The organism is Streptomyces sp. JK94, assembly GCF_053613315.1.
The window spans coordinates 182,641-205,840 of sequence record NZ_JBSICH010000016.1 but is presented as its reverse complement, the minus strand read 5'-3'; the positions used below and the strand labels follow the sequence as shown (position 1 = coordinate 205,840).

The window sequence follows — 23,200 nt, the reverse complement described above, 5'->3', positions numbered from 1 at the left end:
GATTGTTTATGATCGAGTCACTTTTCCGTGCCGCCGGCGACCAGGAGACCTGAACACCGATGTCCACCCCCTCCCGACGGGCCCGCTGGCTCATCCCCCTCGTCCTGCTCCTGGTCTGGCTCGGCATCGGCGGGGCGCTCGGACCGTACGCCGGCAAGCTCGGCGAGGTCGCCACCAACGACCAGGCCGCCTTCCTGCCCCGCAGCGCCGAGTCCACCCGCGTCATCGACGCGCAGAAGGCCTTCCAGCAGGACGAGACCCTCCCGGTGATCGTCGTGTGGACCGCGGAGGACGGTGGCGCCGCCACCGGCCACCGGGCCGAGGCCACCCGGTCGGTGGCCGGCCTGGAGGGGGAGCCCGGCGTCGCCGGGCCCGCGACACCCGCCCTGCCCTCCGACGACGGCGAGGCACTCCAGGCGGTCGTCCAGGTCGAGCCCGGCCTCGGCGACCGCCTGCCCGACGTCCTGGAACGCATCCGCGACGCCGCCGGTCAGGTCCCGGGCACCCGGGCCCAGCTGGCCGGTCCGGCCGCCTCCCAGGCCGACCTCTCCGACGCCTTCTCGGGCATCGACGGACTGCTGCTCGGCGTCGCGCTGACCACGGTGCTGGTGATCCTGCTGCTCGTCTACCGCAGCGTCCTGCTGCCCCTGGTCATCATCCTCGGCGCCGTCTTCGCGCTGGGCCTGGCCTGCGCGATCGTGTACGCGCTCGCCGACCGCGACGTCGTACGCGTCGACGGGCAGGTCCAGGGCATCCTCTCCATCCTGGTCATCGGTGCCGCCACCGACTACGCGCTGCTGCTCACCGCCCGCTTCCGCGAGGAACTGGCCCGGCACCCGGACCGCTTCGGCGCCGTGCGCGCCGCACTGCGCGCGTCCTGGGGAGCCGTCGTCGCCAGCGCGGCGACCGTCGCCCTGGGCCTGCTGGCCCTGCTGCTCAGCGACCTGACCAACAACCGCGCGCTCGGACCCGTCGGCGCCATCGGCATCGTCTGCGCCGTGCTGAGCACGCTCACCTTCCTGCCCGCCGTCCTGGCCCTGCTCGGCCGGGCCGCCTACTGGCCGGCCAAGCCGGTGCGGACCGGTGACCCGGAGGCCGGGCACCGCCTGTGGCACCGCGTCGCCGACCTGGTGGACCGGGCCCCCCGCCGGATCTGGGCCGTGTCGCTCGCCGCGCTGCTCGCCTGCGCCGCCTTCGCGCCGACCCTGTCCTCCAAGGGCGTACCGCTGGACGAGATCTTCGTGAACGACACCCCCTCGGTCGCCGCCCAGCAGACCCTGGCACGGCACTTCCCGGGCGGCTCCGGCAACCCCGCGGTGATCATCGCCGACGCCGACCGGCTGGACCCCGTGCTCGCGGCGGCCCGCGACACCCGTGGCGTCGCCTCCGCGGCCGCGGTGACCGCCTCCGGCCGGCCCGGGGACGGCGCCCCCAGGGTGGTCGACGGGCGGGTGCGGATCGACGCGACGCTGCAGGCGCCGGCGGACAGCGACGCCGCCAAGGACACCGTGGTCCGGCTCAGGACCGCCGTCCACGACGTACCCGGAGCGGACGCCCTCGTCGGCGGCTACACCGCCCAGCAGTACGACACCCAGCGCACCGCCGGACAGGACCGCTCGCTCATCGTGCCGGTGGTCCTCGCCATCATCCTGGTCATCCTGGTCGCCCTGCTGCGCTCCCTGCTGATGCCGGTGCTGCTGGTGGCGACGGTGGCACTGAACTTCCTGGCGACCCTGGGCGTCTCCGCCCTCGTCTTCACCCACGTGTTCGGCTTCAGCGGCACCGACGCCTCGGTCCCGCTCTACGGGTTCGTGTTCCTGGTCGCCCTCGGCGTGGACTACAACATCTTCCTGATGTCCCGGGTGCGGCAGGAGGCGCTGCGGCACGGCGTACGGGAAGGCATCCTGCGGGGACTGACCGCGACCGGCGGTGTGATCACGTCGGCCGGTGTCGTCCTCGCCGCCACCTTCGCCGCCCTCGGGGTGATCCCGCTGGCGTTCCTCGTGCAGATCGCCTTCATCGTGGCCTTCGGCGTCCTGCTGGACACACTCGTGGTGCGCTCGCTGCTGGTCCCGGCACTCGCCCGGGACATCGGCGCCGTCGCGTGGTGGCCCGGACGCCTCGGCCGCGGAGGGCCGGGCGCGGCGGGCGGACCGGGTGCGGCGGACGGACCGGGTGCGCCCGGCGGGGCGCCGGCGTCCCGAACCGCCGACGGCCGCTGACCCGGCGGATCACCCTGCGGAGGCGTCGTCCCCGGCCGGCGGGCGCACCGTGCCGAGGAAGCGGCGTACGACGATCTCGATGACCACCCGCTCCGGGTTCGCCCGGGGCTGCCGGTAGCGGGCCGCGTAGCGGGTCTCCGCGTCGCGGACCGCCCCGGCGTCGTCCCGTACGGTCGCGACGCCCTCCAGGGTGGACCAGCGCCTGCCGTCCACCTGGCCGACCGCCACGACGGGACGCTCCGCCCGCTCGACGTTGCGGACCTTCGCGGTGCCCCGGCTCGTGATGACCCGCGCCGTGCGGGTGGCGTGGTCGTACGTCACCCCGACCGGGACCAGGTGCGGGGTCCCGTCGGCGCGCGGCGTCGACAGGAAGCACACCCGGCGCTCCCGCCAGAACTCCGCGAACTCCCCGCCCGCGTCGAGCCGTTCCCCAGTGTCCATCGGTCCTCCTCGCGCCGTGCCACGATCCGGCCGCGGTCAGCGGCACACCGGGGCCGTCGGTGCCGGGGCGGCCGTCCCGACACCGGCGCCGGGACCGGCCCGGTGCCGCTGTCGCCGCTCACCCCGCCCACCCCGTCCGCCTGCACACCCTACGACGCACCCGTGCCGCGCCCGTCCCGCCCGTGCCGCGCCCGTCCCGCCCGCGGCCGGCGCGGGCGCGGGCAGCCGCACCCGCTGCGGCCGGCCGGACACCCCGCTCACCCGTGTGGTCCCCGGGCAGGGGCCGGCCGGGCTCCGCAAGGGCGATGCCGGCCACCGCGGAACATGACGGGAAACGGCGGAACGATCCCGCCGGGGAGTGACTCCGGGCCGTCGACCGGGAAACCGTGTCCCGAAGGTCCGCGCGCACGCCGACGGGACGGAGTACAGGCGATGGCCACCACGGCAGGGCAGACCCGAACGGCCGGAAGGGCACCGGACGGCATCCGGCTGCCCGGCATCGTCCTCGGGGTGGGACTCGGCGGCTTCGCCGACGGCATCCTGCTCCACCAGCTCCTGCAGTGGCACCACATGCTCACCAGCACCGACCACGACCGCGTCGGTGTGAAGTACTACGACCCGAACACCGTCTCCGGCCTGGAGATGAACACCGTGTGGGACGGCGTCTTCCACACGGTGTGCTGGCTCGCCGTCCTGCTCGGCCTGGGCCTCCTGTACGCGAGGGTCACGCACAACCGGCGGGCGGTGTGGGCCTCCCGGGTGCTGTGGGGCTGGGTCCTGGCCGGGTGGGGGCTGTTCAACCTGGTGGAGGGCGTCCTCGACCACCACGTCCTGGGCATCCACCATGTCCACGGCGGCCCGCACCAGGCGTGGTGGGACGCCGGGTTCCTCGTCCTCGGAGCCCTGCTCCTGGCCGGCGGGTACCTGCTCCAGCGCGGCGGACGGCCCTTCGACCCCGAGGCCCCCCGCGGACCCGGGCGCGCCGGGGGCCGTGCCTGATGGACGACGCAGACCTCGCCTCACCACTGGACCCGCGTCACGGCACGCACCGGGGGACACGGGACGGCGCCCACCCCGGACACCACGACGCTCCGGGCAGCGCCGAGGGCCCACTGGAGGCGGCGCCCACCCTACTGGTCCTCGCCCTTCTCCTGGTCGCGGCCGGCGGTTACCTGCTCGCCGTACGCCGGGCCAGGCGCCGCAATCCCGCCCAGGGGTGGAGCACATGGCGGACGGTGTCCTTCGTCGGCGGGCTGGCGGTGGTGGCCGTCGCCCTGCTGCCCCCGCTGGGGCCGGCCGCGCACACCGACTTCCGGGGGCACATGGCCCAGCACATGCTGACCGGCATGTACGCCCCGACGGCACTGGTGCTGGCCGCTCCGGTCACCCTGGCGCTCCGCGCCCTGCCGCCCTCCGGCGCCCGCCGCGTGACCGCACTGCTGCACAGCCGCCCCGCGCGCCTGCTCGCCCACCCCGCGGTGGCGCTCGCGCTGAGCACCGGCACCCTGGGCCTGCTGTACTGCACGCCGCTGTACGACACGGCGATGGGCCACCCCGCGGGGCACTGGCTGATGAACGCCCACTTCCTGGCCTCCGGATGCCTCTTCGCGTACGCCGTCGCCGGCCCCGACCCGGCACCCGCGCGGCCCGGGGTACCGGCCAGACTGGTGTACCTGGGCGTCGCGATCGCCGCCCACGCCCTGATCGCCCAGGCGATGTACGGCGGGTTCCTCATCCACATCCACGCCCCCGTCGACCAGGTGCGGCAGGGCGCGGAGATCATGTACTACGCCGGGGACGTCGCCGAACTCCTGCTGGCCGCGGCCCTGGTGGCCACCTGGCGGCCCGAGCGCCGGCGGGGACGTCCGCGGGCGGCCCCGGGGCCCGTGCGGGCCGGCTCCGCCTCAGGCGGCGTCCCGGTCGGCCGGCCCGCGTCCGGCTGACCGGTGCCCGGGTGTCCGGTGACTGGGTGTCCGGTGTCCGGCCGATTCCGGGCGTGGGGCCGGCGAGGCCCCGGTTCCACCGCCCGGGATCAGCCGCAGATGCCGGCTCCGGGCGTGCCGGGCCGAGCCCGTGTCGCCGAAGAGCCGGTCCTCCAGGTACGTCATGGTGAACAACAGCAGCCCCATTCCGGGCAGCAGTAGGACGGCAACGATGACCACGCCCGAGGTCCCCCTCCGCTGTGGATGTCCTCTTCCGGGTGCCCGGGACGGCACCCGTGATGGCCCGGTACCGAGTGAAGATGCCGCAACCGTCGGACAAACGAGACAAAGGCCGTGAGAGGTGTGAACCTCACGAAGAGGGTGAGGTGTGCCGTGCGTCATGGTCGAGCCGTCCGCGGGTAGGCGGACCCGACGGCAGACACGTCACCCCGAGGAACGCGGCATTCCGAGCCGATGTCGCTCACCTCCCCACGCCCCGGCCCCACCGAGAATCCGCAGTTGGCGGCCTCGTGGTCGGACTGGTTCGGCGACCACACGGCGGTACTGATCGGGACACCCCTGCGCATCGCGCTCATCGTCGTGATCCTGCCGGTGGTGCGCGCGCTGGCCAAGCGGGCCATCACCCGGGTCGTCCAGCGGGTGCTGGAGCCCCCGGCGGGTGAGTCCGAACACAGCCGTCCCCGACGAGCGGGCCGCGGAGCCGCCGTCCTGCACCGCGACCGGTCCCGGGCACGCCGGCGCCGCGAGCAGCGGGCCCGCACGATCGGTTCGGTGCTCAGCAGCGCCGTGACCATCGTGCTGTTCAGGTCGGCGTGGCCATGGTGCTCGATCAGGTCGGCATCGCCCTCGGCCCGCTGCTGGCCGGCGCCGGGGTGGTCGGTCCGGCGATCGGTTTCGGGGCGCAGAGCCTGGTCGCCGACTACCTGTCCGGCCTGCTCGTCATGATCGAGGACCAGTACGGCGTCGGCGACTTCGTCGACCTCGGCGAGGCCGTCGGGGAAGTGGAACAGGTGGGCCTGCGGCTGACGCACGTACGCGACCTCAACGGCGGCCTGTGGCACATCCCCAACGGCGAGATCCTGCGGGTCCGCAACGACAGCCAGGAGTGGGCCCGCGCGGTCCCGGACGTCCCCGTGACCTACGACGCGGACCTGCACCGGGTCTACCGCGTGCTCGAGGAGACCGGCCGCACCCTCAGCGAGGACCCCGGCTACGCAGACCTCCTGCTCGAAGAGGTCTCGGTGTGGGGCGTGCAGGTGCTGGACGCCGACGGGGTCACCGTGCGCGTCGCGGTCCGGACCGTGCCGCTCCAGCAGTGGGGCGTCACCCGCGAACTGCGGCGCCGGGTCAAGGAGGCCCTGGACGAGGCGGCCATCGCCATCCCCTACACGCGGGCCGTGTGGATGCGCGGCGACGCCCAGGACGCCGGCTTCGCCCCGGGCTGACCACCGGGGGCCGGGCGTACCGGCGCACGGGCCTCCCGCCCGCCGTCCTCCGTGGTTGCCGCACCGGCAACATTTCTCGCGGTCCCGGCCTCCACGGGTGCAATCTGCACGGAGGCGGGCCGCCGACCTCGCGCATTCCGCCGGACAGCCGACCCGTCCGTCACTCCGGAGGAACCATGACCGACACTCCCGCACAGGCTCCCGCGGAGTTCTGGGAGGCCCGTTACCGCGACACCGACCGCGTCTGGAGCGGCCGCCCCAACGAGCTGCTGGTCCGGGAGGCGAGCGGCCTCGCCCCCGGCACCGCGCTCGACCTGGGCTGCGGCGAGGGGGCGGACGCCCTGTGGCTGGCGTCGCGCGGCTGGCGGGTCACCGGAGTGGACATCTCCGCCACCGCACTCGAACGTGCCGCCGCTCAGGCCGCCGACGCCGGGGTCGGCGACCGGGTCGCCTGGGAGCGCCACGAACTGGGCCGGACGTTCCCCGAGGGGACCTTCGATCTGGTGAGCGCCCAGTTCCTGCAGTCCCCGGTCGCGCTCGACCGGCAGACGGTCCTGCGCGGCGCCGCACGGGCGGTGACCGACGGCGGCACCCTGCTGATCGTCCTGCACGCGGGCTGGCCCACCTGGCAGACCGAGCCGCCGTTCGACGCGGTCTTCCCCACCCTGGACGGCATCCTCGCCGAACTCGCCCTGCCGGAAGGCGAGTGGACCGTCGAGACCAAGGAGACCGTCCGCCGGCCGAGCACCTCGCCCGAGGGCGTCGAGGGCCGGCGCGAGGACAACGTGTGGCGGCTCCGCCGCAGGTGACTGCGCGCGGGGCGCAGGGGCGAACGGCCGCCCGGCACCGGTTCCCGCCGACCTGCCCGGGTACCCGGGCCACGGCGCGACCTGCACCGTCGCGTCCGAACCGGGAACCGGCGAGCGAGGGAGCGACGATGGGCGGTCAGAGGTTGTCGGGCGCGGAACGGCGGGCCGCGCGCCTGCGCCGTACCGCCGCCGAGGTGTTCGGCTGGGACAGCCTCCTGCCCGAGCAGCTGGAGGCGATGGAGGCGGTACTGGACGGCCGGGACACCCTCGTCGTCATGCCGACCGGCTCCGGCAAGTCGGCTGTCTACCAGGTCCCCGGCACCCTGCTGTCCGGACCGGTGGTGATCGTCTCCCCGCTGCTCGCCCTCCAGCGGGACCAGATCGCCGGCCTGCCCGACGGTGCCCGCACCCCGGGCGCCGTGGCGGTCAACTCCGACCTCACCGCCGCCCGCACCGAGGCCGCCTGGGACGCGGTGCGCCGGGGCGACGCCCGCTTCCTGTACCTGTCGCCGGAGCAGCTGGCCAAGGACGAGGTCGTGGCACGGCTGGCCGACGCCCGGCCCGCCCTCTTCGTCGTCGACGAGGCCCAGTGCGTCGCCTCCTGGGGCCACGACTTCCGCCCCGACTACCTCCGACTGGAGCAGGGCGTACGGCGCGTGGGCCGGCCCCCGGTGCTCGCCCTCACCGCGACGGCGGCCCCGCCGGTGCGCAGGGAGATCGCCGAACGCCTCGGCATGGACCGCCCCCGGGTGACGGTGACGAGTTTCGACCGCCCCAACATCCGGCTGGAGGTCCGCCGCTTCCGCGACGAGGAGGACCGGCGCCGCGCACTCGTCGAGCGGGCCGCGGCCGAGCCGAAACCCGGCATCGTGTACGCGGCCACCCGCAAGGACACCGAGTACTACGCCGAAGAGCTGGCCGGCCTGGGACTGGCCGCCGAGGCGTACCACGCCGGGCTGCGCGCAGCCGAACGGACCCGCGTCCACGACGCCTTCCTCGCCGGGGACGCCGATGTCGTCGTGGCGACCTCCGCGTTCGGAATGGGCATCGACAAGGAGGACGTACGGTTCGTGCTGCACGCCGCGCTGCCGGGCTCGCCGGACGCCTACTACCAGGAGATCGGCCGCTGCGGCCGGGACGGCGGTCCGGCCCTCGCCGTCCTCCACTACCGGCCCGAAGACACCGGCATGCAGGCGTACTTCGCCGCTCGCGCCCCCGGCCGCGGCGCGCTGTCCGAGGTCGCCGACGCCGTGCACGACCACGCGACCGACCCCGCGGGCGTGGACGAGCTGCGCCGGGCCACCGGACTGTCCCGCAACCGCGTCACCGCGGCGGTGAACCTGCTGGAGGAGTCCGGCGCCGTCGCCACGGGGGAGGACGGAGGCGTCCGCCCGGACCCCGGCACGCCGCCCGACGCGGCGGCGGACCTGGCCGAGGACGCGGCCGACGCCCACCGGCGGACCGACCGGACCCGGGTCGACATGGCCCGTGCGTACGCCGAGACCACCGGCTGCCGGCGCCGCTTCCTGCTCGGCTACTTCGGCGAGGAGTACGAGCCCCCGTGCGGCGCCTGCGACGTGTGCGAGGCGCGCGAGGCCGGGCCGGAGCGGACCGGGGCGCCGGAGACGGAGAAGCGGCCCCCGGCGCCTGCCCACCCCACCGCCTCCGCCTACCGGGCCGGCACCCAGGTGCGGCACGCCGAGTGGGGCGAGGGCACGGTGCTGAGCGAGGACGGCGACCGCATCACCGTCCTGTTCGACCGGGCCGGCTACCGCACCCTGTCCCTGGAGACCCTGGCCGGCCGCGACGACCTGCTCACCGTGGTCCCGGGAGAGGAAGGCGGGGCCTGACCGCGGGGCCTGACGGCCTCCCACCCCGCGCCGCCGGGGCGAAGCAGGGCGTGCACGGCGCCGCGCACGGGCCCCCACCCGACACATGTCCGATTTGTTGAAGAAGTTACCTTCTGAGAATTTTGAGAAGAGAGGCATGCTTTGTGGCCTACCGGACACCTGTGGTGGTGAAGGTGTTCGGCTACCAGAGGGAGATGGACATGCCTTCCAAGGACAAGGTGCTCGAGGAAGTCATCCGCACCGAGAACATCGACATCGAAGCGGCACTCGACCCCGCCGAGCCCGACGGAGTCTTCCGCGACAGCCGCGAGTGCGCCGCGCTCGCCCTCCAGTCCGGAGGTACGAGCCTGCTGCTTTCGCCGCCGACCCCGCGCCCGAAGAAGGGCTGACGGGTCGACGGGAGCAGCGAGATGGAGCAGTCGAGCACGTCAACCCTTCTTGAGGGAACGGTGCTGGACCTCGCTTCCGACGTGGTCTCCGCTCTTCGGAGCGGAGACCACGCGCGAGCGGGGGGCACCCTGGCGGGCGGCGGTGCGGGCGAAGGCGTGGCGCGTGCGGCGATGCGCGTGCTGGGCGCCGACACCCTGCTGCCCACCGCCCTTCTGCGCGTTCCGCCCGACCCCGGGCAACTCGCCGTGTTCAAGGACGCGGTGGCGGCCCACCCGCCGCGCGCCGACGCGGCCCCCACCGTCGTATGGAGCCACTGGGCCATGGCCCGTGCCCTGCGCCGGATCGAACGGCCGCTGGACGCCCCGCCGGACGGCGACCCCGGTGCGGAACCCGACGCCGGCTGGCTCGACGACGCCGGCTGGCAGGTTCTGACCCACCAGCTCGCCGTACTCGCCCCCCTCGCGCTGCCCGGCGAGGAATGCGCGGTCACCCGCGCGGCCCGCAACCGGCCGGTGGACGTCGCCCGCGGCTTCGTACGGGCGGTACGCCGCCGTGACTGGCGGCAGGCGGCCGGAGCCGGACGCTGGCTCACCCTCCTGGACGGGGTGCCCGACAGCCTCGGCCTGGAGACCGGACTCGACTTCGTACGGCTCATGGGCGGCAGCGACCCCCGGGTCACCCTCCAGCTCGAGGCCGCGCGGCTGATGCCGGCCGGAGTGCCGCTGTGAGCGTCCGGCGGGTGGAGGAGGCCGCCCTGGACTGGGTGACCGCGCACCGCGACGGCTTCACGCTCGGCGACGACGCGCTGGCCGCCGACGGCCAGGTGAACCGCACCTGGAAACCCCTGGGCGAGCTGGCCCAGGTCTGCGCCTCCGTGTCGGCGTGCACCGCGCCGTCGGACCCGGTCCACGTCCGGGTCACCGAACTGCTGGACTTCGCCTGGCAGCAGACCCACCGGGGTGAACTGTTCCCGCTGATGCAGTCGCTGGAGCCGTTCGCCACCTACCCGCTGGAGGTGTACGCGGCCTTCGCCTCGGCCGGTCACCGGCACGCCGGCTACGAGGCGTCCGCCGCCGTGGTGGCCCGGACCCGCGGCTGGCGGCTGACCGAGCAGTACCCCACGCGGCGGCTCGGGGTCGTAGAGGCCGAGCGGCGCAGCGGCCTCCGCCCGCACGGCCGGGTACCGCAGGCCCTGGGCCGCACCTGGCTGGGCGGCCTGCCGGAACCGTGGACTTTCGAGCGCGCGGCCGGTTACGCGCTGACCCACGTCGTGTTCCACCTCACCGAGTGGGGACGCACGCCCGAGGGGATGCTCCCGGACCTGGCGGACTACCTGCTGCACTGGCTGCCGCCCTGGCTCGACACCTGCCTGGAGGCCAGGATGTGGGACCTGAGCTGCGAGCTGCTGGCGGTGGCGGCGAGCCTGCCGCACCCACCCGAGCGGACCGTGCTGGAGGACGCCTGGCAGCGGGTCGCGGCGGCGCAGCACCCGTCCGGGGCGATCCCGGAGGAGGGCGCCACCCAGGACGTCACCCAGGACGCCGCCGGGGCCGCGGCCGGAGCCGCCGCCGGCCAGGACCCCTACGCCTTCACCGACTGCTACCACTCCACCCTGATGGCCGTCTTCGCGGCGGCGCTCACCACCGCACGGCTCAGGGACGTGGACCACGCCGGACAAGGAGTGCCGGGATGACGGACACCCGCCTGATCCACCGCGTCGGCGTCGGCGCCCTGGAGTGGCTCTGGACCCACCGCGACGGCTTCCGGCTGGAGCAGGACGTGGACCCCGAGATCGGCTTCCTGGAACGCTTCAAGCCGATCGGCGAACTCGCCCTCATCTGCAAGGTGCTCTTCCGCGAAGGCGTCGCCGGCTCCCGCCAGGCCCAACTGGCCCGGCAACTGCTCGACCACACCTGGCGGGACACCCTCGACGGAGGGCTCATGCTGGTGCGCGGACAGCGCATCGAACCCTTCTCGCCGGTCCCCTTCGAGGTGTACCTGCCGTTCAGGGAACTGGGCTACAGCCAGCCCGAGGTGGAGCGGGCCACGCTGCTCAACCACCGGCTCGACAGCTGGACCCGGTTCCCGGTGACGCCCACCCGGCGCCTGGGACTGTCCGCCTTCCAGCGCCGCTTCGGCCTGCCGGCCCGGCCGCCCGAGGCCGACCTGGTGGGCACCACCTGGCTGGCCGGCACCCCCGAACCGTGGACGGTCGAGGGCCACACCGCCTACGACGTCACCCACACCGTCTTCCACCTCACCGACTGGGGCGAGAACCCCGACGGCCTGCCGGCCCCCGTCGCCGACTACCTCGCCACCTGGCTCCCGGTCTGGATCGACGACTGGCTGGACCTCGAACGCTGGGACCTGCTCGGTGAACTCCTCGTCGTCGACGCCTGCCTGCCCCGGCCCACCCTCGACGAGGCCGCCTGGCAGGGCTTCGCCGCCGCGCAGCAGCCCGACGGCGCCATGCCCGCCGTGCGGACGATGCCCGAGGGGGACCCCGACACCGTGTTCGACATGATCTACCACCCCACGCTGGTCGCCGCGTTCGCCTCCGTGCTGGCCACCTCCCGCGCCCTCTCCGAGCTGGCGCATTCCGCCTCATGACGGGCCGTGCCACGCCCTGGCCCGGCGACCCCGCCGACGACGAGGCCGCCCCGGCGCGGCTTCCGCACCCCGGAACCCCGGGGGCCGGCGGCGACGGGCCCGGCGACGAGGCGGCCCTGCGCGAGCGGCTCGCCGAAGCCGTCGCCGCCTCCGACGCGCCCGACGTCGTCTTCGCCGTCTCCCGGCACGGCCGGCGCACCGTGCACGCCGGAGGCACCGCCCCGCCCCCCGCCGTCCCCCGCGAGGACCTGCGCTACGAGATCGGGTCGGCCTCCAAGACGTTCACCGGACTGCTGCTGGCCCGGCTGATCCGGAGCGGCACGCTCACCGGAGGTGAACCGGCGGCCACCTGCCTGGACCCGGACCGGCCGGCCGGACCGGACCCCGCGACGCTCGCCCACCTCGTCACCCACACGTCGGGACTGCCCGCCCTGCCCCCCGACTTCGTCCCCCGCGCCCTGCCCGCATGGCGCACCAACCCCTACGCCCGCTACCCGGCCGAGCGGTTGACCGACGCGTTCCTGCGCCACCGTCCCAGGCACCGCCCCGGAACCCGCTGGCACTACTCCAACTACGGCGTCTCCGTCCTCGGCCACGCCGTCGCCGCGGCCACCGGCACCGCATGGGAGGACCTGCTCGGCGGACACGTGCTGCGCCCGCTCGGCCTGGGCAACACGGCCCTGCGCGCCGAGGACACCAAGACCGACGCCACCGGACACCGCAAGGACGGCCGCACCCCTGTGCCCCCCTTCGACGCCGGAGGCTTCCAGGCGGCCGGCGCCGTCCGCTCCGGTCCGCACGACCTCCTCGCCTTCCTCGAAGCCCACCTCGACCCGGCGGCCTCACCGGTGGCGGGCGCGCTGCGGGCGGTACGGGTGCCGGTGCTCAGGCGCGGGCCGGGACACCGGCACGTGCACACGATGGGCTGGTTCCGGCACCCCGCGGACGGCGGGCCGATGTACTTCCACAGCGGTGCCACCCTGGGCCAGCAGGCGTTCCTGGGCTTCCGGCCCGACACCGGCACGGCCCTGGCCGCGGTGTGCACCCGGCGGTTCCGCGCCCGCGACCCGTTCATCGCCACCGCCTACGCGTTCCTCATGGGGGGATAGACGGGGACAGGCGCATTCCTCATACGGGGGCAGAGGGGGCAGAGGGGGCAGAGGGGGTAGAAGGGATAGGCGGGGCAGACGGGGGTGGGCAGAGGAAGCCGGGGGCGGACGGGGGTGGGGACGGACGGAGCGCGCGGCGGTGGGGACACGTACGGACGCGGGGGCCGCCGCGTGAAGCGGAGACCCCCGCGCCGAGTGCCGTACGGCGGTTCACCGCCCGTCACACACGCTGCCACAGGGCCGGCGTGTTCTCGGGCGACCAGACGCCCTGCGCCTGGTGGTTCTGCAGGCAGCGGTACCGCAGGCCCGAGTGGGACACCGTGGCCCCGGTCTCGTAGACCCGGCCCGCGGCCCACGCGTCCGCCGCCGCGTTGTCCTGCGGGGCCGGCGTCGCGGACTCGCCGGAGGTGGTCCTCAGGGTGAGGCCGAAGTCGCTCAGCAGCGGGTTGATCGGCTGGTAGAAGGTGGTCCCGCCGTTCGTGCAGTCCCCGGAGCCGCCGGACGTGGTGCCCTGCGCCTGGGCGCCCGCGACGAAGGGACCGCCCGAGTCGCCGGGTTCCGCGCACACCGTCGTCTCGGTCAGCCCGTCGACGGTGCCCTCCGCGTAGCTGACGCTCGTGTCGTGCTGCTGGACCGTGCCGCAGTGCCATCCGGTGGTGGAACCGGAACGGCACACCGACGCGCCCACGAGCGCCTCCACCGACCCGGCGACCTGCACCTTCTGGTCATCCTGCGCCTGGACGTCCGGGGTGGCGGTCCAGTCCGCGTTGACACCCACCCAGGCCATGTCCTTGCCCGGGAACACCGACGCCTGGAACGTGCCCTGGTCCGCTTCGTTGAACCCGGTGGTCTTCGCGCCCGGGCCGCCGCAGTGCCCGGCCGTCGCGAAGCCCTGCTGCTGGTCCTTGGTGACGGAGAACCCGATGGAGCAGCGGGCCCGTCCGTCGATGTAGTAGGCCTCGCCGCCGACGAGGTCCGCCAGCACCCGCGGCCGGTGCACCGAGACCCTGACGCCGATGTCCTGGCTCTCGACCCCGGCGGCCTCGGCGAAGGCCGCCGCGGCCTGCTCGCTGGTGGCCTGTACCACGACCCGGTTGGCCTTCACGTCGACGTACCAGACGGGCGTCCGCGGGGTCTGGGTGCGGACGGCGGCGGTGTCCAGCTTCTCCTTGACCGCCCGCAGCTCACCCAGTCCCCTCGCCACGACCGCGGCCTTGGCGCCCTGGGCCTCGATGGCGGCGGTGTCGGCGGCGTCGGTGGTGGCGACGGTCAGTTCGGAGGAGGTCGCGCCGCTCACCCAGGCGCCGGCGAAGCGGTCTCCCAGCGTGTTGCGCAGCATGCCCGCGCGGGTCCCCGCCTCCGCCTCGTTGACCAGCCGGGCCGACGCCTGGCCCGGGGTCAGCCGCAGGTCGCGCTCCATCGCGCGCAGCACCTGCGCCGACGGCCCGTCGGCGCCGAGCGTCCGGGCGGCGCCGGGCTGCGGCCCCGGAGCGGGGGGCGGTGCGGCCGAGGCGGCCGCGGGGAGTGCGGTCAGGACCAGGGTGCCGAGCGCGGTCAGGGCGGCGCGGCGGCTGCGCGCGGCATGTCCGGCGACCATACGATGTGCCTCCTTCAGGGGCTGTGCGGAACAGCGGGATCAGACAGCGGGATCAGACAGCGGGATCGGTGAGTGACCGTCGGTCACGGTGCGACTGCGGCGAAATCACAGTCCTTGCCGCAGAGATCCGCGGCGATGCCGGATCCGGGCGTCTTTCGCGCTATGGGGGTCGCGGTGGGTGCCAAGTGCAGTACGCGGACGCGCGCGGGCCGCGTTCAGGCCGGCTTCAGACCCGGCGCGCCGGCCTCGGTGACGAAGGACGCCGCCGTGGTGATGGGGGCGCCGGGCGTGCTGATGGCGGAGACGGTCCGGAAGTCGAGACGGGTCGACTGACGGTCCAGTTCGGCCCGGACGTAGCCGCGCTTGGCGTTGTAGAACTTCATGTGCGGGTTGGCCCGCATGTACAGGTCCCAGTTGGCGGGCTGCTCGACCCCGTCCCGGCCGCTGGCAACGGACGTGCAGGTCACCTCGGTGCCGACGGTCGCGGACGCCGGGTCGTCGAAGTTCTCCTTGACGTCGAGGGCGTAGCCCACGTGTACGTCGCCGGTGAGGATCAGCCAGTTGTCGACCCCCGCCGCCTTCGCCCCGGCGACGACCCGGTCGCGGGAGGCGCGGTAGCCGTCCCAGGCGTCCATGGAGAGCGCGGCGTCGGCGGTCACGTCGAACTTGCGCTGCGAGAAGCAGACCTGCTGGGGCATCACGTTCCACAGCGCGGTCGAACTCTGCCAGCCGCTGAGCAGCCACTGCTCCTGCGCGGTGCCGATGAGCGTGCGCGCCGGGTCGTCCGTCTCCGGCCCGGGCGGGTGCGGCCGGTCGTCGTAGGCCTGGTCGGAGCGGTACTGGCGGGTGTCGAGGATGTCGAACTGGGCCAGCGTGCCCCAGTGCAGCCGGCGGTAGAGCTGCGCGTCGGGGCCCTGGGGGAGCTGGGCGGCGCGCAGTGGCTGGTTCTCCCAGTACGCGCGGTAGGCGGCCGCCCGCCGCAACAGGAACTGCTCGGGCGGGATGGCGTTCTCGGGGATGCTGCCGGCGTAGTTGTTCTCGGTCTCGTGGTCGTCCCAGGTGACCACGAAGGGGTGCGCGGCGTGCGCCGCCTTGAGGTCCTCGTCGCTTTTGTAGAGCGAGTAGCGCAGCCGGTAGTCCGCGAGGGTCATGGTCTCGCGGTTGAAGACGTCGGGCAGCACGACATCGGTGTAGCGGCGTTCCCCGCCGGCCGGGTTCACCGCGTACTCGTAGAGGTAGTCGCCGAGGTGGAAGACCACGTCGACGTCGTCCTCGGCGAGGTGCCGGAGCACGGTGTAGTAACCGTCCTGGTAGGCCTGGCAGGCGACGGCCCCCAGGGTGAGGCTCGACGGGGCGCTGCCCGCCGCGGGCGCGGTGCGGGTGCGGCCCGCCGGGCTGAGCCAGGCACCGGTGCGGAAGCGGTAGTAGTACACCGTGCCCGGTGTCAGTCCCTTGACGTCCACGTGCACGCTGTGGCTGTACTCGGCGTGGGCCTCGGCGGTGCCCCGGAGCAGTACGGCCGCGAAGTACTCGTCGAGGGCCACCTCCCACTCGACGGTGACCCGCTCCGTGCCCATCCCGCCGCCCTCCAGGAACGGTTCGGGCGCCAGCCTGGTCCACAGCAGCACCGAGTCCGGCAGCGGATCGCCGGAGGCCACACCGAGCGTGAACGGGTCCTTGGTGATGCGGGCCGCGTCGAGCTGGGGAGCGGCGACCGCGCCGCGGGCCGGCAGGTTGGTGGAGAAGGCGAGCGCGGCGGCGGCCGCGGTGACGGTGAGGAAGCGCCTGCGGCCGAGGTGCCGGGCGGCGGCGCCCATCACGGCGTCGTGCGGGGAGAAGGCGTGCTCGGCCAGTGCGCTGTGACGGCCCGTGGGCGCCATCTGGTGTCCTCTCGTACGGGGCGGGCGGTCCATGGACGAGCGGCACGGGGGCCGGGTGGGCCCCGGGCGGTCGCCCCACGCACGCCGGCACGGGTACGTGCCCCCGGGGGCGGTCCGGTGTGCGCGGTCCGTGCCGGGGCCCCGTCGCGCTGTGGCGCCGACCCGCGATGCGCGGACCCCGCATGCTAAGCAGACAAAACGGGAGAAACTGTCAGGACTTGCGGAGCGATCACACAGGAGGACGTACGCGGATGTGCCGACCCGCGCCCGTCGGGGCCGGACGGACGGTCCGGCGCCCGGGGTGTCGCGGCCCGCCGCCTACGACGGCAGCGGCGAGCGGCTGACGCGGATCTTCGACTGGCCGTGCGGCCGGCGCTCCCAGTCCGCCATGAAGCGGGCGTGCAGGTTGTGCTGGGCGGCCAGCGTGAGGAGCGTGTCGGTGCGGTAGTAGAAGTCCTCCCCGAGCACCTGGTGCTCCGTGTTCTCCGTGCGGTCGAAGGTGAAGTCGAAGAACCCGGTGTCGGTCAGGACGCGGCCGACGTGCGCGAGGCACTCGTCGATCACGCTCGGCGGCGAGTGCGAGAAGACGCTGTGCGCGTGGACCACGTCGAAGTGGCCGCCGGGCAGGAAGTCCAGCCCGAGGTCCCCGACGAGGGTCAGGTGGGGCAGCTTCGCCTGGAGGCCCCGCTCGGTGAGGGTCCTCTTCGCGGCGATCAGGATGTCCGGCGAGATGTCGATGCCGTAGTAGTGGGCGGTGTCGAGGTGGTCGATGAACCGCCAGCCGCCGCGCAGGTTGCCGCAGCCGATGTCGAGCATGCGGTGCTCGGGGCGCAGGCCGTGCTCGACCAGGTAGTCGAACTGCATCCGCCCGAGCGCCAGCCAGCGGTCGTGGGTCCGGCTGCCGACCGCGGCCTCCGGGTCGCGGCGGGTGTCGGACGCCATCACCGCCCGGTAGTAGTCGACGTGGCGCGGGTGCCTGAGCCGCAGCCACGCGTCCCGGCCGGCCCGCAGGACATGGGGGCCGACGCGGTCGGGGTGGCGCAGCGCGTACCGGACCTTGTGGGGGAGCGAGGCGCGGTCGCTGCGCAGCTTCTGCGGGGACCTGGCGTCCTGGGGCATGAGCGGGTCGACCTCCGGGTGAGGGGCTGGGCGGTGAGGAGGGTGCCGCGAGGGTGTCAGACGCGGCGGCGCGGCGAGGGGACCGCGGTGACGGTGAGTCCCGGGCGGTGCCACCCGGCGGGGCCGTGCCGGTCCACCGGAACGCCCGGTGTCCTCGGGCCGGGTCCACCCCGGCAGGGGCGTCCCGGCCGCCGGGCCGTGCACTCCTTCGGCGCGCGGCCGGACGGGTCGTGGAGGCGGTGCCGGTCGGTGTCACGGTGGCGCACGCCCCGGCCGGACGTGGAGTGGTGGCGCACGCCCCGGCCGGACATGGAGCCGACCGGACGGGCATCGGTTGGACTGTCAGTCCAGCCCATGGACGTGTAGTCTCGGCCTCCTCGGGCGTCGAGCGGAGAGGCACCTCGTGCACGGAACGGCCCCGGACGCCGAACGCGATGCCGTCCTCGCCGCGTTGCGCCCCGTCGTCGACGGCATCGCGGCGACGTTCGGCCCGGTCTGCGAGGTGGTCCTGCACGACTACCGGCGCCCGGAACGATCGGTCGTGGCCGTCGCCGGCTCGGTGACCGGGCGGACGGTGGGCGGGGCGATGAGCGAGATCGGCATGCGGGTGCCGGCCCGCGGCGACGAGGCGCGGGACGAGCTGAACCACGTCACGCGGACGCACGACGGCACCCTGCTGAAGTCCTCCACCATGGTCCTGCGCGACTCCACGGGCGCCGTCTTCGGAGCCCTGTGCGTCAACCTGGACGTCACCGCCGTCGGCCGGGCCCAGGCCCTGCTCGGAGCCCTCGCCGGAGCCGCGGGCGCGTCCGCCGACCCGCCGGCGACCACCTTCGGCGACGACATCGACCAGGTGGTCGACGCCATCGTGGACGCCCACCCGCTGCGCCGGGACCGGAGCTGGACGGCACTGGACCGCGCCCAGCGCCTGGCCTTCTTCCGCGACCTCGACGGACGCGGCGTGTTCGCCGTACGCCGCTCGGTCGAGCAGGTCGCCGCCCGGCTCGGCATCTCCCGGGCCTCCGCCTACCACTACCTCGCCCAGGCCCGTGCCGAGCCCGGCCCGGCCGCCGACTCCCCCTGAGGACACGCGTGACGACCACCACCCCGCCGGTCACCCTCGACGACGTCCGTTCCGCCGCCGCCCGCCTCGAAGGCGTCGCCCACCGCACCCCGGTCATGCGCTCGCGCACCCTGGACGCCCTGGCCGGCGCCGAGGTCTTCCTCAAGTGCGAGAACCTCCAGCGGGTGGGGGCCTTCAAGTTCCGCGGCGCCTACAACGCGGCCTCGCGGCTCACCCCGGAGCAGCTGTCCCGGGGCATCGCCGCCTACTCCTCCGGGAACCACGCCCAGGCGGTCGCCCTCGCCGCGCGCGAGCTGGGCACCACCGCCGTGATCGTCATGCCCGAGGACGCGCCGCCCTCCAAGCGCGCGGCCACCGCCGGGTACGGTGCCGAGATCGTCACCTACGACCGCTACACCGGCGACCGCGTCGCCGTCGCCGAGGCCCTGGCCGCGGAACGGGGGCTGAGCCTGATCCCGCCCTACGAACACCCGCACGTCATCGCCGGACAGGGCACGGCCGCCCTCGAACTCGTCGGGGAGACGGGGCGGCTGGACGCGCTGATCGCACCGGTCGGCGGCGGCGGACTGATCGCCGGGAGCGCCACCGTGGTCAAGGGCCTGCACGCCGGCACCCGGGTGATCGGCGTCGAGCCGGAGGCCGGCGACGACACCAAGCGATCCCTGGAGGCGGGCCGGCGCGTCACCGTACCGGTCCCGCGCACCATCGCCGACGGCCAGGCCCTGCACACGCCGGGCGAACTGACCTTCTCCCTCAACCGCCGGTTGCTCGACGAGGTCGTGCTGGTCCGTGACGACGAGATCCGGGACGCGATGCGGTTCGCCTTCGAGCGGCTGAAGACCGTCCTCGAACCGAGCGGCGCCACCGGACTGGCCGCCCTCCTCACCGGCCGCGCGGGCCCCCTGCCCGGCCGGGTCGGCGTCATCCTCTCCGGCGGCAACGTGGACGCCGGCCGCTTCGCCGACCTGTGCGGCGGCACCCGCTGACACCGTGCGCCCCCCCGGACGGCGGCGCCGGGGCGCCGGGCGGACGACGGAAGGCGGGGCCGGGAAAGAGGAGCGTCATGTTCGAGGCGAAGACGCTCGACAAGCCGGACGAGCGGCGTGATCCCCCCCCGCGGGCACATCGAGGCCGTGCTCATGGAGGGACTCGACGTCGCCGTCGCCACCTTCGAACCGGGCTGGCGCTGGTCGGAGTCGGTGGCGCCCATCGCGGGCACCGGCAGCTGCATGATCGACCACAACTGCTACGTGGTCGAGGGCCGTGTGCGTCCGCAGGGACGACGAGGGCACCGAGAGCGAGGCGGGCCCCGGCGACGTGTGCGTCTGCTCGCCCGGGCACGAAGCCTGGGGCGTCGGCGAGGAGCAGTGCGTGGTGTACGACTTCGCCGGAGGCATGGCCAAGGAGTACGCCAAGGCCGACCAGACCGGGAGCCCGTGTCCCGCCGGCGATGACCGGGGCAACGACGGAACGACGGAAGGGAGGGGGCCAGGAAGGCGGACAGCAGCGTCGCGAGGAACCGTCCGGGGCGGTGCCGGATCGACCGCAGAGCCGGTACGGACATCGCTCACATCCCCGTCGGCACGTCGTCGCCGAGGTGCGCGAGCCGCTCCGCGACCGCGTCGGGGGCCGGGGCGTCCGACCGCCCCGCCAGCCGCCCGTCGGCGAGGAGGAGGACCGAGTCGGCGACCGGATCGTGCGTCACCCTCACCACGGTCCGGCCGTGCACCAGCGCCACCCTCCCGGCGCGCGTCCTTGCCCGCCGGAAAGCCGGCCTCGGCGCCGCGTCCGGTCCGTAGTCCGACCAGCGCGCGTCCGGTGCCCGGTGCCCGGTGCCTGGACGGAGCGTGTCGTCGACGCAGGCCGAGGACGGGGCGACGCGTACCGCGGCTCCTCGGACCGGTCGCGTCGAGCGGGCGGAAGGTCCCGGTCTCCGGGGGGGAGCGCAGGGTGGTCCGGACACGCGGTCCGGGGCAGGAGTACGCCGCGGGTAATGTGAAGGTCTCCCGCCCGCCCCGTGTCCCTGGCGCACGCTCCGTAGTCCGACCCTGGAGGTCCCTGCCCGATGGCCCATTCGGTGGGTATCAAGGACGTCGCCCGCGCCGCCGGAGTGTCCGTGGGCACGGTCTCCAACGTCATCAACCGCCCCGACACCGTCGCGACCGAGACCCGGGCACGCGTGCTGTCCGTGATCGACCGGCTCGGGTACGTCCGCAGCGAGTCCGCACGCCAGCTCCGCGCGGGCCGGAGCCGCATCATGGGACTCCTCGTCCTGGACATGGGCAACCCGTTCTTCGTCGACGTCGCCCGTGGGGCCGAGCGGGCCGCGCGGGACGCCGGGCTCGGCGTGATGGTCTGCAACAGCGACCAGAACGCGGGGGAGGAGGCCGAGTACCTCTCGCTCTTCGCCGAGCAGCGGGTCCGCGGCGTCCTGCTGACCCCGGCCGACGCCACCGGCCGCAACATCGAGGGCTTCCGGCGCCACAACATCCCCTTCGTGCTGGTCGACCGGGTCGCCGAGGGTGCCACCGAGTGCTCCGTCTCCGTCGACGACGTCGCGGGCGGCGCGCTGGCGGTACGTCACCTGGTGGACGCCGGGCACCGTTCCCTCGCCTACGTGAGCGGCCCGCCCGGCCTCCACCAGGTGCGCGACCGCCGCACCGGCGCCCTGAACGCGCTCGCCGAGGCCGGACTCGCCCCCGAAGCCCTGCGCGAGCTGCCCACCGAACGCCTCGACGTCGCCGCGGGCCGGGACGCCGGGGCCCGTCTGCTCGGCCTCGTCGACCGGCCGACCGCCGTCTTCTGCGCCAACGACCTGCTCGCGCTCGGCGTCCTTCAGGCCCTGTACGCGGCCGGCGTCCGCGTGCCCGAGGACCTCGCGATCGTCGGCTACGACGACATCGAGTTCGCCGCCGCCGCGGCCGTGCCGCTCACCTCCGTGCGCCAGCCCGCCGTCACCATGGGCGCCCTGGCCGCCGAACTGCTCCTGGAGGAGACGGGATCGCAGGGCACCGACCGGGCCCACACGCACCGGCGGGTCGTGCTCCAGCCCGAGCTGGTGGTGCGGCGCTCCAGCCTCGCCGCGCGCTGACCGGTCATCCGGCACGATGTCGTGATCCCGGGGCCGACGGCCGCGGGGCCATGTGCTGAACTGGGGCCCGGCCGGGACATCCGGCCGTCGCATCCGTCCGTCCCGGGAGCCCCGTTGACCGTCAGCTACCGCCAGCCCGGCGTCGTCCTCACCGACCGCCGATTCACCGTGCCCCTCGACCACGCCGACCCCACCGGCGAGACGATCGAGCTGTACGCCCGTGAGGCCGTCGCGCGCGACAAGGCGCACCAGGACCTGCCGTGGCTGGTCTACCTCCAGGGCGGTCCGGGCTTCGGGGCGAACCGTTTCGTCGGGCGCCCCGCCTGGCTCGGCCGCGCCCTGAAGGAGTACCGCGTCCTGCTCCTCGACCAGCGCGGCACCGGCGCCTCCACGCCCGCCAACCGCCAGACGCTCCCGCTGCGCGGCGGCCCCGCAGAGCAGGCCGACTACCTCACCCACTTCCGCGCCGACGCCATCGTCCGCGACTGCGAGGCGATCCGCCCCGAGGTCACCGGCGGCGCCCCGTGGGCGGTCCTCGGCCAGAGCTTCGGCGGCTTCTGCACCGTCGCCTACCTGTCGCTGGCCCCCGAAGGGCTGAACACCGCCCTGATCACCGGCGGCCTGCCCTCGCTGGACGCCCACGCCGACGACGTCTACCGGGCCGCCTACCCCCGCATCGAACGCAAGGTCGTCGCCCACTACGCCCGCTACCCGCAGGACGTCGAACGCGCCCGCCGCATCGCCGACCACCTGCTCACCCACGACGTCGTCCTGCCGAACGGCTACCGGCTCACCGTCGAGGCCTTCCAGTCCCTCGGCGCCATGCTCGGCGCCGGCGACGGCAGCCACCGCCTGCACTTCCTCCTGGAGGACGCCTTCGTCCGCACCCCGCGCGGACACGAACTGTCCGACGCGTTCCAGGAGCAGGCACAGGGCCTGCTCTCCTACGCGGGACACCCGCTCTACGCCCTCGTGCACGAGGCGATCTACGGCCAGGACGCGCGCCCCACCGACTGGTCGGCGGAGCGGGTCCGCGCCGAGTTCCCGCGCTTCGACGCCGCCAAGGCCCTGGCCGGCGACGAACCGCTCCTGTTCACCGGCGAGTCGATCCACCCCTGGATGTTCGACTGCGACCCGGCGCTGCGCCCGCTGCGCGAGACCGCCGAACTGCTCGCCGCCCGCACCGACTGGACGCCGCTGTACGATCCCGCCCGCCTCGCAGCCAACGAGGTGCCGGCCGCCGCGGCCGTCTACCACGACGACATGTACGTCGACACCGCCCACGCGCTGACCACCGCCCGCACGATCCGCGGCCTGCGCACCTGGGTCACCGACGAGTTCGAGCACGACGGCGTACGGGCCGGCGGCCCCCGCGTCCTGGACCGGCTGCTCGCCCTCGCCCGCGACGAGGTCTGACCGGCCCGGCGTCCGAGTTCCGGGCGGGGCGCCGGCGGGCAAGACGGAGCCGACGACCACGCAACTGGAGCCCATGCCCGGCGACTGGCGGCGCGCGCTGGCCGTCGTCGCCCACCCGGACGACCTGGAGTACGGCCGCTCGGCGGCGATCGCGTCCTCGAAGGCTGCGGCGAGCGGTTCGGCGTCGACGACGA

General features: G+C 74.5%; 19 protein-coding genes and 3 pseudogenes. 17 read left to right on the top strand and 5 right to left on the bottom strand.

Annotated elements, in window-relative coordinates:
• The first annotated feature begins 59 nt into the window (after positions 1-59).
• Entirely contained in the window at positions 60-2,222 is a 2,163-nt protein-coding gene (locus ACVV2G_RS16775; protein ID WP_453843486.1) for an MMPL family transporter, read from the top strand.
• Between the two features lie 9 nt (positions 2,223-2,231).
• Here ACVV2G_RS16775 and ACVV2G_RS16770 read toward each other — a convergent pair whose 3' ends face one another.
• Positions 2,232-2,663, bottom strand: coding sequence for a PPOX class F420-dependent oxidoreductase (locus ACVV2G_RS16770; protein ID WP_453843485.1), 432 nt, complete (start codon positions 2,661-2,663; stop codon positions 2,232-2,234).
• 432 nt (positions 2,664-3,095) lie between these two features.
• Between ACVV2G_RS16770 and ACVV2G_RS16765 the strand changes: the two genes are divergently transcribed.
• The 10 genes from ACVV2G_RS16765 (at position 3,096) to ACVV2G_RS16720 (ending at position 12,819) form a co-directional block, all read left to right on the top strand.
• Positions 3,096-3,662 carry a DUF2243 domain-containing protein gene (locus ACVV2G_RS16765; protein WP_453843484.1) on the top strand — a complete coding sequence of 189 codons (567 nt, stop codon included), beginning with the start codon at positions 3,096-3,098 and terminating at the stop codon, positions 3,660-3,662.
• Complete coding sequence (locus tag ACVV2G_RS16760) at positions 3,662-4,606, top strand: cytochrome c oxidase assembly protein (protein ID WP_453843483.1); 945 nt, start codon at positions 3,662-3,664, stop codon at positions 4,604-4,606. The genes ACVV2G_RS16765 and ACVV2G_RS16760 overlap by 1 nt, the downstream gene beginning before the upstream one ends.
• Positions 4,607-5,424: 818 nt before the next feature.
• The gene (locus ACVV2G_RS16755) at positions 5,425-6,051 is read left to right on the top strand and encodes a mechanosensitive ion channel family protein (protein ID WP_453843482.1); all 627 of its coding nucleotides are present in this window, start codon (positions 5,425-5,427) and stop codon (positions 6,049-6,051) included.
• 176 nt (positions 6,052-6,227) lie between these two features.
• On the top strand, positions 6,228-6,860 hold the full coding sequence (locus ACVV2G_RS16750) for an SAM-dependent methyltransferase (RefSeq protein ID WP_453843481.1): 633 nt from the start codon (positions 6,228-6,230) through the stop codon (positions 6,858-6,860).
• Between the two features lie 128 nt (positions 6,861-6,988).
• Positions 6,989-8,710 carry a RecQ family ATP-dependent DNA helicase gene (locus tag ACVV2G_RS16745; protein ID WP_453843480.1) on the top strand — a complete coding sequence of 574 codons (1,722 nt, stop codon included), beginning with the start codon at positions 6,989-6,991 and terminating at the stop codon, positions 8,708-8,710.
• Between the two features lie 200 nt (positions 8,711-8,910).
• Positions 8,911-9,099: a hypothetical protein gene (locus ACVV2G_RS16740; protein WP_453843479.1), complete on the top strand. Its 189-nt coding sequence runs from the start codon at positions 8,911-8,913 to the stop codon at positions 9,097-9,099.
• 21 nt (positions 9,100-9,120) lie between these two features.
• Positions 9,121-9,828, top strand: coding sequence for a hypothetical protein (locus tag ACVV2G_RS16735; RefSeq protein ID WP_453843478.1), 708 nt, complete (start codon positions 9,121-9,123; stop codon positions 9,826-9,828).
• A complete protein-coding gene (locus ACVV2G_RS16730) occupies positions 9,825-10,793 on the top strand; it encodes a DUF6895 family protein (RefSeq protein ID WP_453843477.1) in 969 nt (322 codons plus the stop codon). The genes ACVV2G_RS16735 and ACVV2G_RS16730 overlap by 4 nt, the downstream gene beginning before the upstream one ends.
• Positions 10,790-11,710 (top strand): DUF6895 family protein, encoded by a 921-nt coding sequence (locus ACVV2G_RS16725; RefSeq protein ID WP_453843476.1) that lies wholly within the window; start codon positions 10,790-10,792, stop codon positions 11,708-11,710. The genes ACVV2G_RS16730 and ACVV2G_RS16725 overlap by 4 nt, the downstream gene beginning before the upstream one ends.
• Positions 11,707-12,819 (top strand): serine hydrolase domain-containing protein, encoded by a 1,113-nt coding sequence (locus tag ACVV2G_RS16720; protein WP_453843475.1) that lies wholly within the window; start codon positions 11,707-11,709, stop codon positions 12,817-12,819. Before ACVV2G_RS16725 ends, ACVV2G_RS16720 begins: the two co-directional genes overlap by 4 nt.
• 220 nt (positions 12,820-13,039) lie before the next feature.
• Here ACVV2G_RS16720 and ACVV2G_RS16715 read toward each other — a convergent pair whose 3' ends face one another.
• From ACVV2G_RS16715 to ACVV2G_RS16705, 3 genes are all read right to left on the bottom strand, one after another.
• A complete protein-coding gene (locus ACVV2G_RS16715) occupies positions 13,040-14,416 on the bottom strand; it encodes an alpha-lytic protease prodomain-containing protein (RefSeq protein ID WP_453843474.1) in 1,377 nt (458 codons plus the stop codon).
• Positions 14,417-14,631: 215 nt separating this feature from the next.
• Complete coding sequence (locus ACVV2G_RS16710) at positions 14,632-16,296, bottom strand: alkaline phosphatase D family protein (RefSeq protein WP_453843473.1); 1,665 nt, start codon at positions 16,294-16,296, stop codon at positions 14,632-14,634.
• 318 nt (positions 16,297-16,614) lie between these two features.
• Entirely contained in the window at positions 16,615-17,415 is an 801-nt protein-coding gene (locus ACVV2G_RS16705) for a class I SAM-dependent methyltransferase (RefSeq protein WP_453843472.1), read from the bottom strand.
• Between the two features lie 403 nt (positions 17,416-17,818).
• Between ACVV2G_RS16705 and ACVV2G_RS16700 the strand changes: the two genes are divergently transcribed.
• The 3 genes and pseudogenes from ACVV2G_RS16700 to ACVV2G_RS16690 form a co-directional block, all read left to right on the top strand.
• The gene (locus tag ACVV2G_RS16700) at positions 17,819-18,499 is read left to right on the top strand and encodes a helix-turn-helix transcriptional regulator (RefSeq protein ID WP_453843471.1); all 681 of its coding nucleotides are present in this window, start codon (positions 17,819-17,821) and stop codon (positions 18,497-18,499) included.
• Positions 18,500-18,507: 8 nt separating this feature from the next.
• Entirely contained in the window at positions 18,508-19,485 is a 978-nt protein-coding gene (locus ACVV2G_RS16695) for a pyridoxal-phosphate dependent enzyme (RefSeq protein ID WP_453843470.1), read from the top strand.
• Positions 19,486-19,562: 77 nt separating this feature from the next.
• Positions 19,563-19,921 (top strand): annotated as a pseudogene (locus tag ACVV2G_RS16690) (cupin domain-containing protein); the annotation flags it as partial.
• Positions 19,922-20,066: 145 nt separating this feature from the next.
• On the opposite strand, the pseudogene ACVV2G_RS16685 reads toward ACVV2G_RS16690, so the two are convergent.
• Positions 20,067-20,228, bottom strand: a pseudogene (locus tag ACVV2G_RS16685) (ABC transporter ATP-binding protein); the annotation flags it as partial.
• Between the two features lie 336 nt (positions 20,229-20,564).
• Between ACVV2G_RS16685 and ACVV2G_RS16680 the strand changes: the two are divergent.
• The 3 genes and pseudogenes from ACVV2G_RS16680 to ACVV2G_RS16670 form a co-directional block, all read left to right on the top strand.
• Positions 20,565-21,590 carry a LacI family DNA-binding transcriptional regulator gene (locus tag ACVV2G_RS16680; RefSeq protein ID WP_453843469.1) on the top strand — a complete coding sequence of 342 codons (1,026 nt, stop codon included), beginning with the start codon at positions 20,565-20,567 and terminating at the stop codon, positions 21,588-21,590.
• A 114-nt stretch (positions 21,591-21,704) separates the two neighbouring features.
• Positions 21,705-23,006, top strand: a complete 1,302-nt coding sequence (locus ACVV2G_RS16675; protein WP_453843468.1) for an alpha/beta fold hydrolase — start codon at positions 21,705-21,707, stop codon at positions 23,004-23,006.
• Positions 23,007-23,079: 73 nt separating this feature from the next.
• Positions 23,080-23,163: pseudogene (locus tag ACVV2G_RS16670) on the top strand (PIG-L family deacetylase); the annotation flags it as partial.
• Positions 23,164-23,200: the final 37 nt, after the last annotated feature.

What these genes read in the sequence shown, in the direction of transcription:
- ACVV2G_RS16775 (WP_453843486.1), top strand. Translation starts at nt 60, where the DNA reads ATGTCCACCCCCTCCCGACGGGCCCGCTGGCTCATCCCCCTCGTCCTG.
- ACVV2G_RS16770 (WP_453843485.1), bottom strand. Translation starts at nt 2,663, where the DNA reads ATGGACACTGGGGAACGGCTCGACGCGGGCGGGGAGTTCGCGGAGTTC.
- ACVV2G_RS16765 (WP_453843484.1), top strand. Translation starts at nt 3,096, where the DNA reads ATGGCCACCACGGCAGGGCAGACCCGAACGGCCGGAAGGGCACCGGAC.
- ACVV2G_RS16760 (WP_453843483.1), top strand. Translation starts at nt 3,662, where the DNA reads ATGGACGACGCAGACCTCGCCTCACCACTGGACCCGCGTCACGGCACG.
- ACVV2G_RS16755 (WP_453843482.1), top strand. Translation starts at nt 5,425, where the DNA reads ATGGTGCTCGATCAGGTCGGCATCGCCCTCGGCCCGCTGCTGGCCGGC.
- ACVV2G_RS16750 (WP_453843481.1), top strand. Translation starts at nt 6,228, where the DNA reads ATGACCGACACTCCCGCACAGGCTCCCGCGGAGTTCTGGGAGGCCCGT.
- ACVV2G_RS16745 (WP_453843480.1), top strand. Translation starts at nt 6,989, where the DNA reads ATGGGCGGTCAGAGGTTGTCGGGCGCGGAACGGCGGGCCGCGCGCCTG.
- ACVV2G_RS16740 (WP_453843479.1), top strand. Translation starts at nt 8,911, where the DNA reads ATGCCTTCCAAGGACAAGGTGCTCGAGGAAGTCATCCGCACCGAGAAC.
- ACVV2G_RS16735 (WP_453843478.1), top strand. Translation starts at nt 9,121, where the DNA reads ATGGAGCAGTCGAGCACGTCAACCCTTCTTGAGGGAACGGTGCTGGAC.
- ACVV2G_RS16725 (WP_453843476.1), top strand. Translation starts at nt 10,790, where the DNA reads ATGACGGACACCCGCCTGATCCACCGCGTCGGCGTCGGCGCCCTGGAG.
- ACVV2G_RS16720 (WP_453843475.1), top strand. Translation starts at nt 11,707, where the DNA reads ATGACGGGCCGTGCCACGCCCTGGCCCGGCGACCCCGCCGACGACGAG.
- ACVV2G_RS16715 (WP_453843474.1), bottom strand. Translation starts at nt 14,416, where the DNA reads ATGGTCGCCGGACATGCCGCGCGCAGCCGCCGCGCCGCCCTGACCGCG.
- ACVV2G_RS16710 (WP_453843473.1), bottom strand. Translation starts at nt 16,296, where the DNA reads ATGGCGCCCACGGGCCGTCACAGCGCACTGGCCGAGCACGCCTTCTCC.
- ACVV2G_RS16705 (WP_453843472.1), bottom strand. Translation starts at nt 17,415, where the DNA reads ATGCCCCAGGACGCCAGGTCCCCGCAGAAGCTGCGCAGCGACCGCGCC.
- ACVV2G_RS16680 (WP_453843469.1), top strand. Translation starts at nt 20,565, where the DNA reads ATGGCCCATTCGGTGGGTATCAAGGACGTCGCCCGCGCCGCCGGAGTG.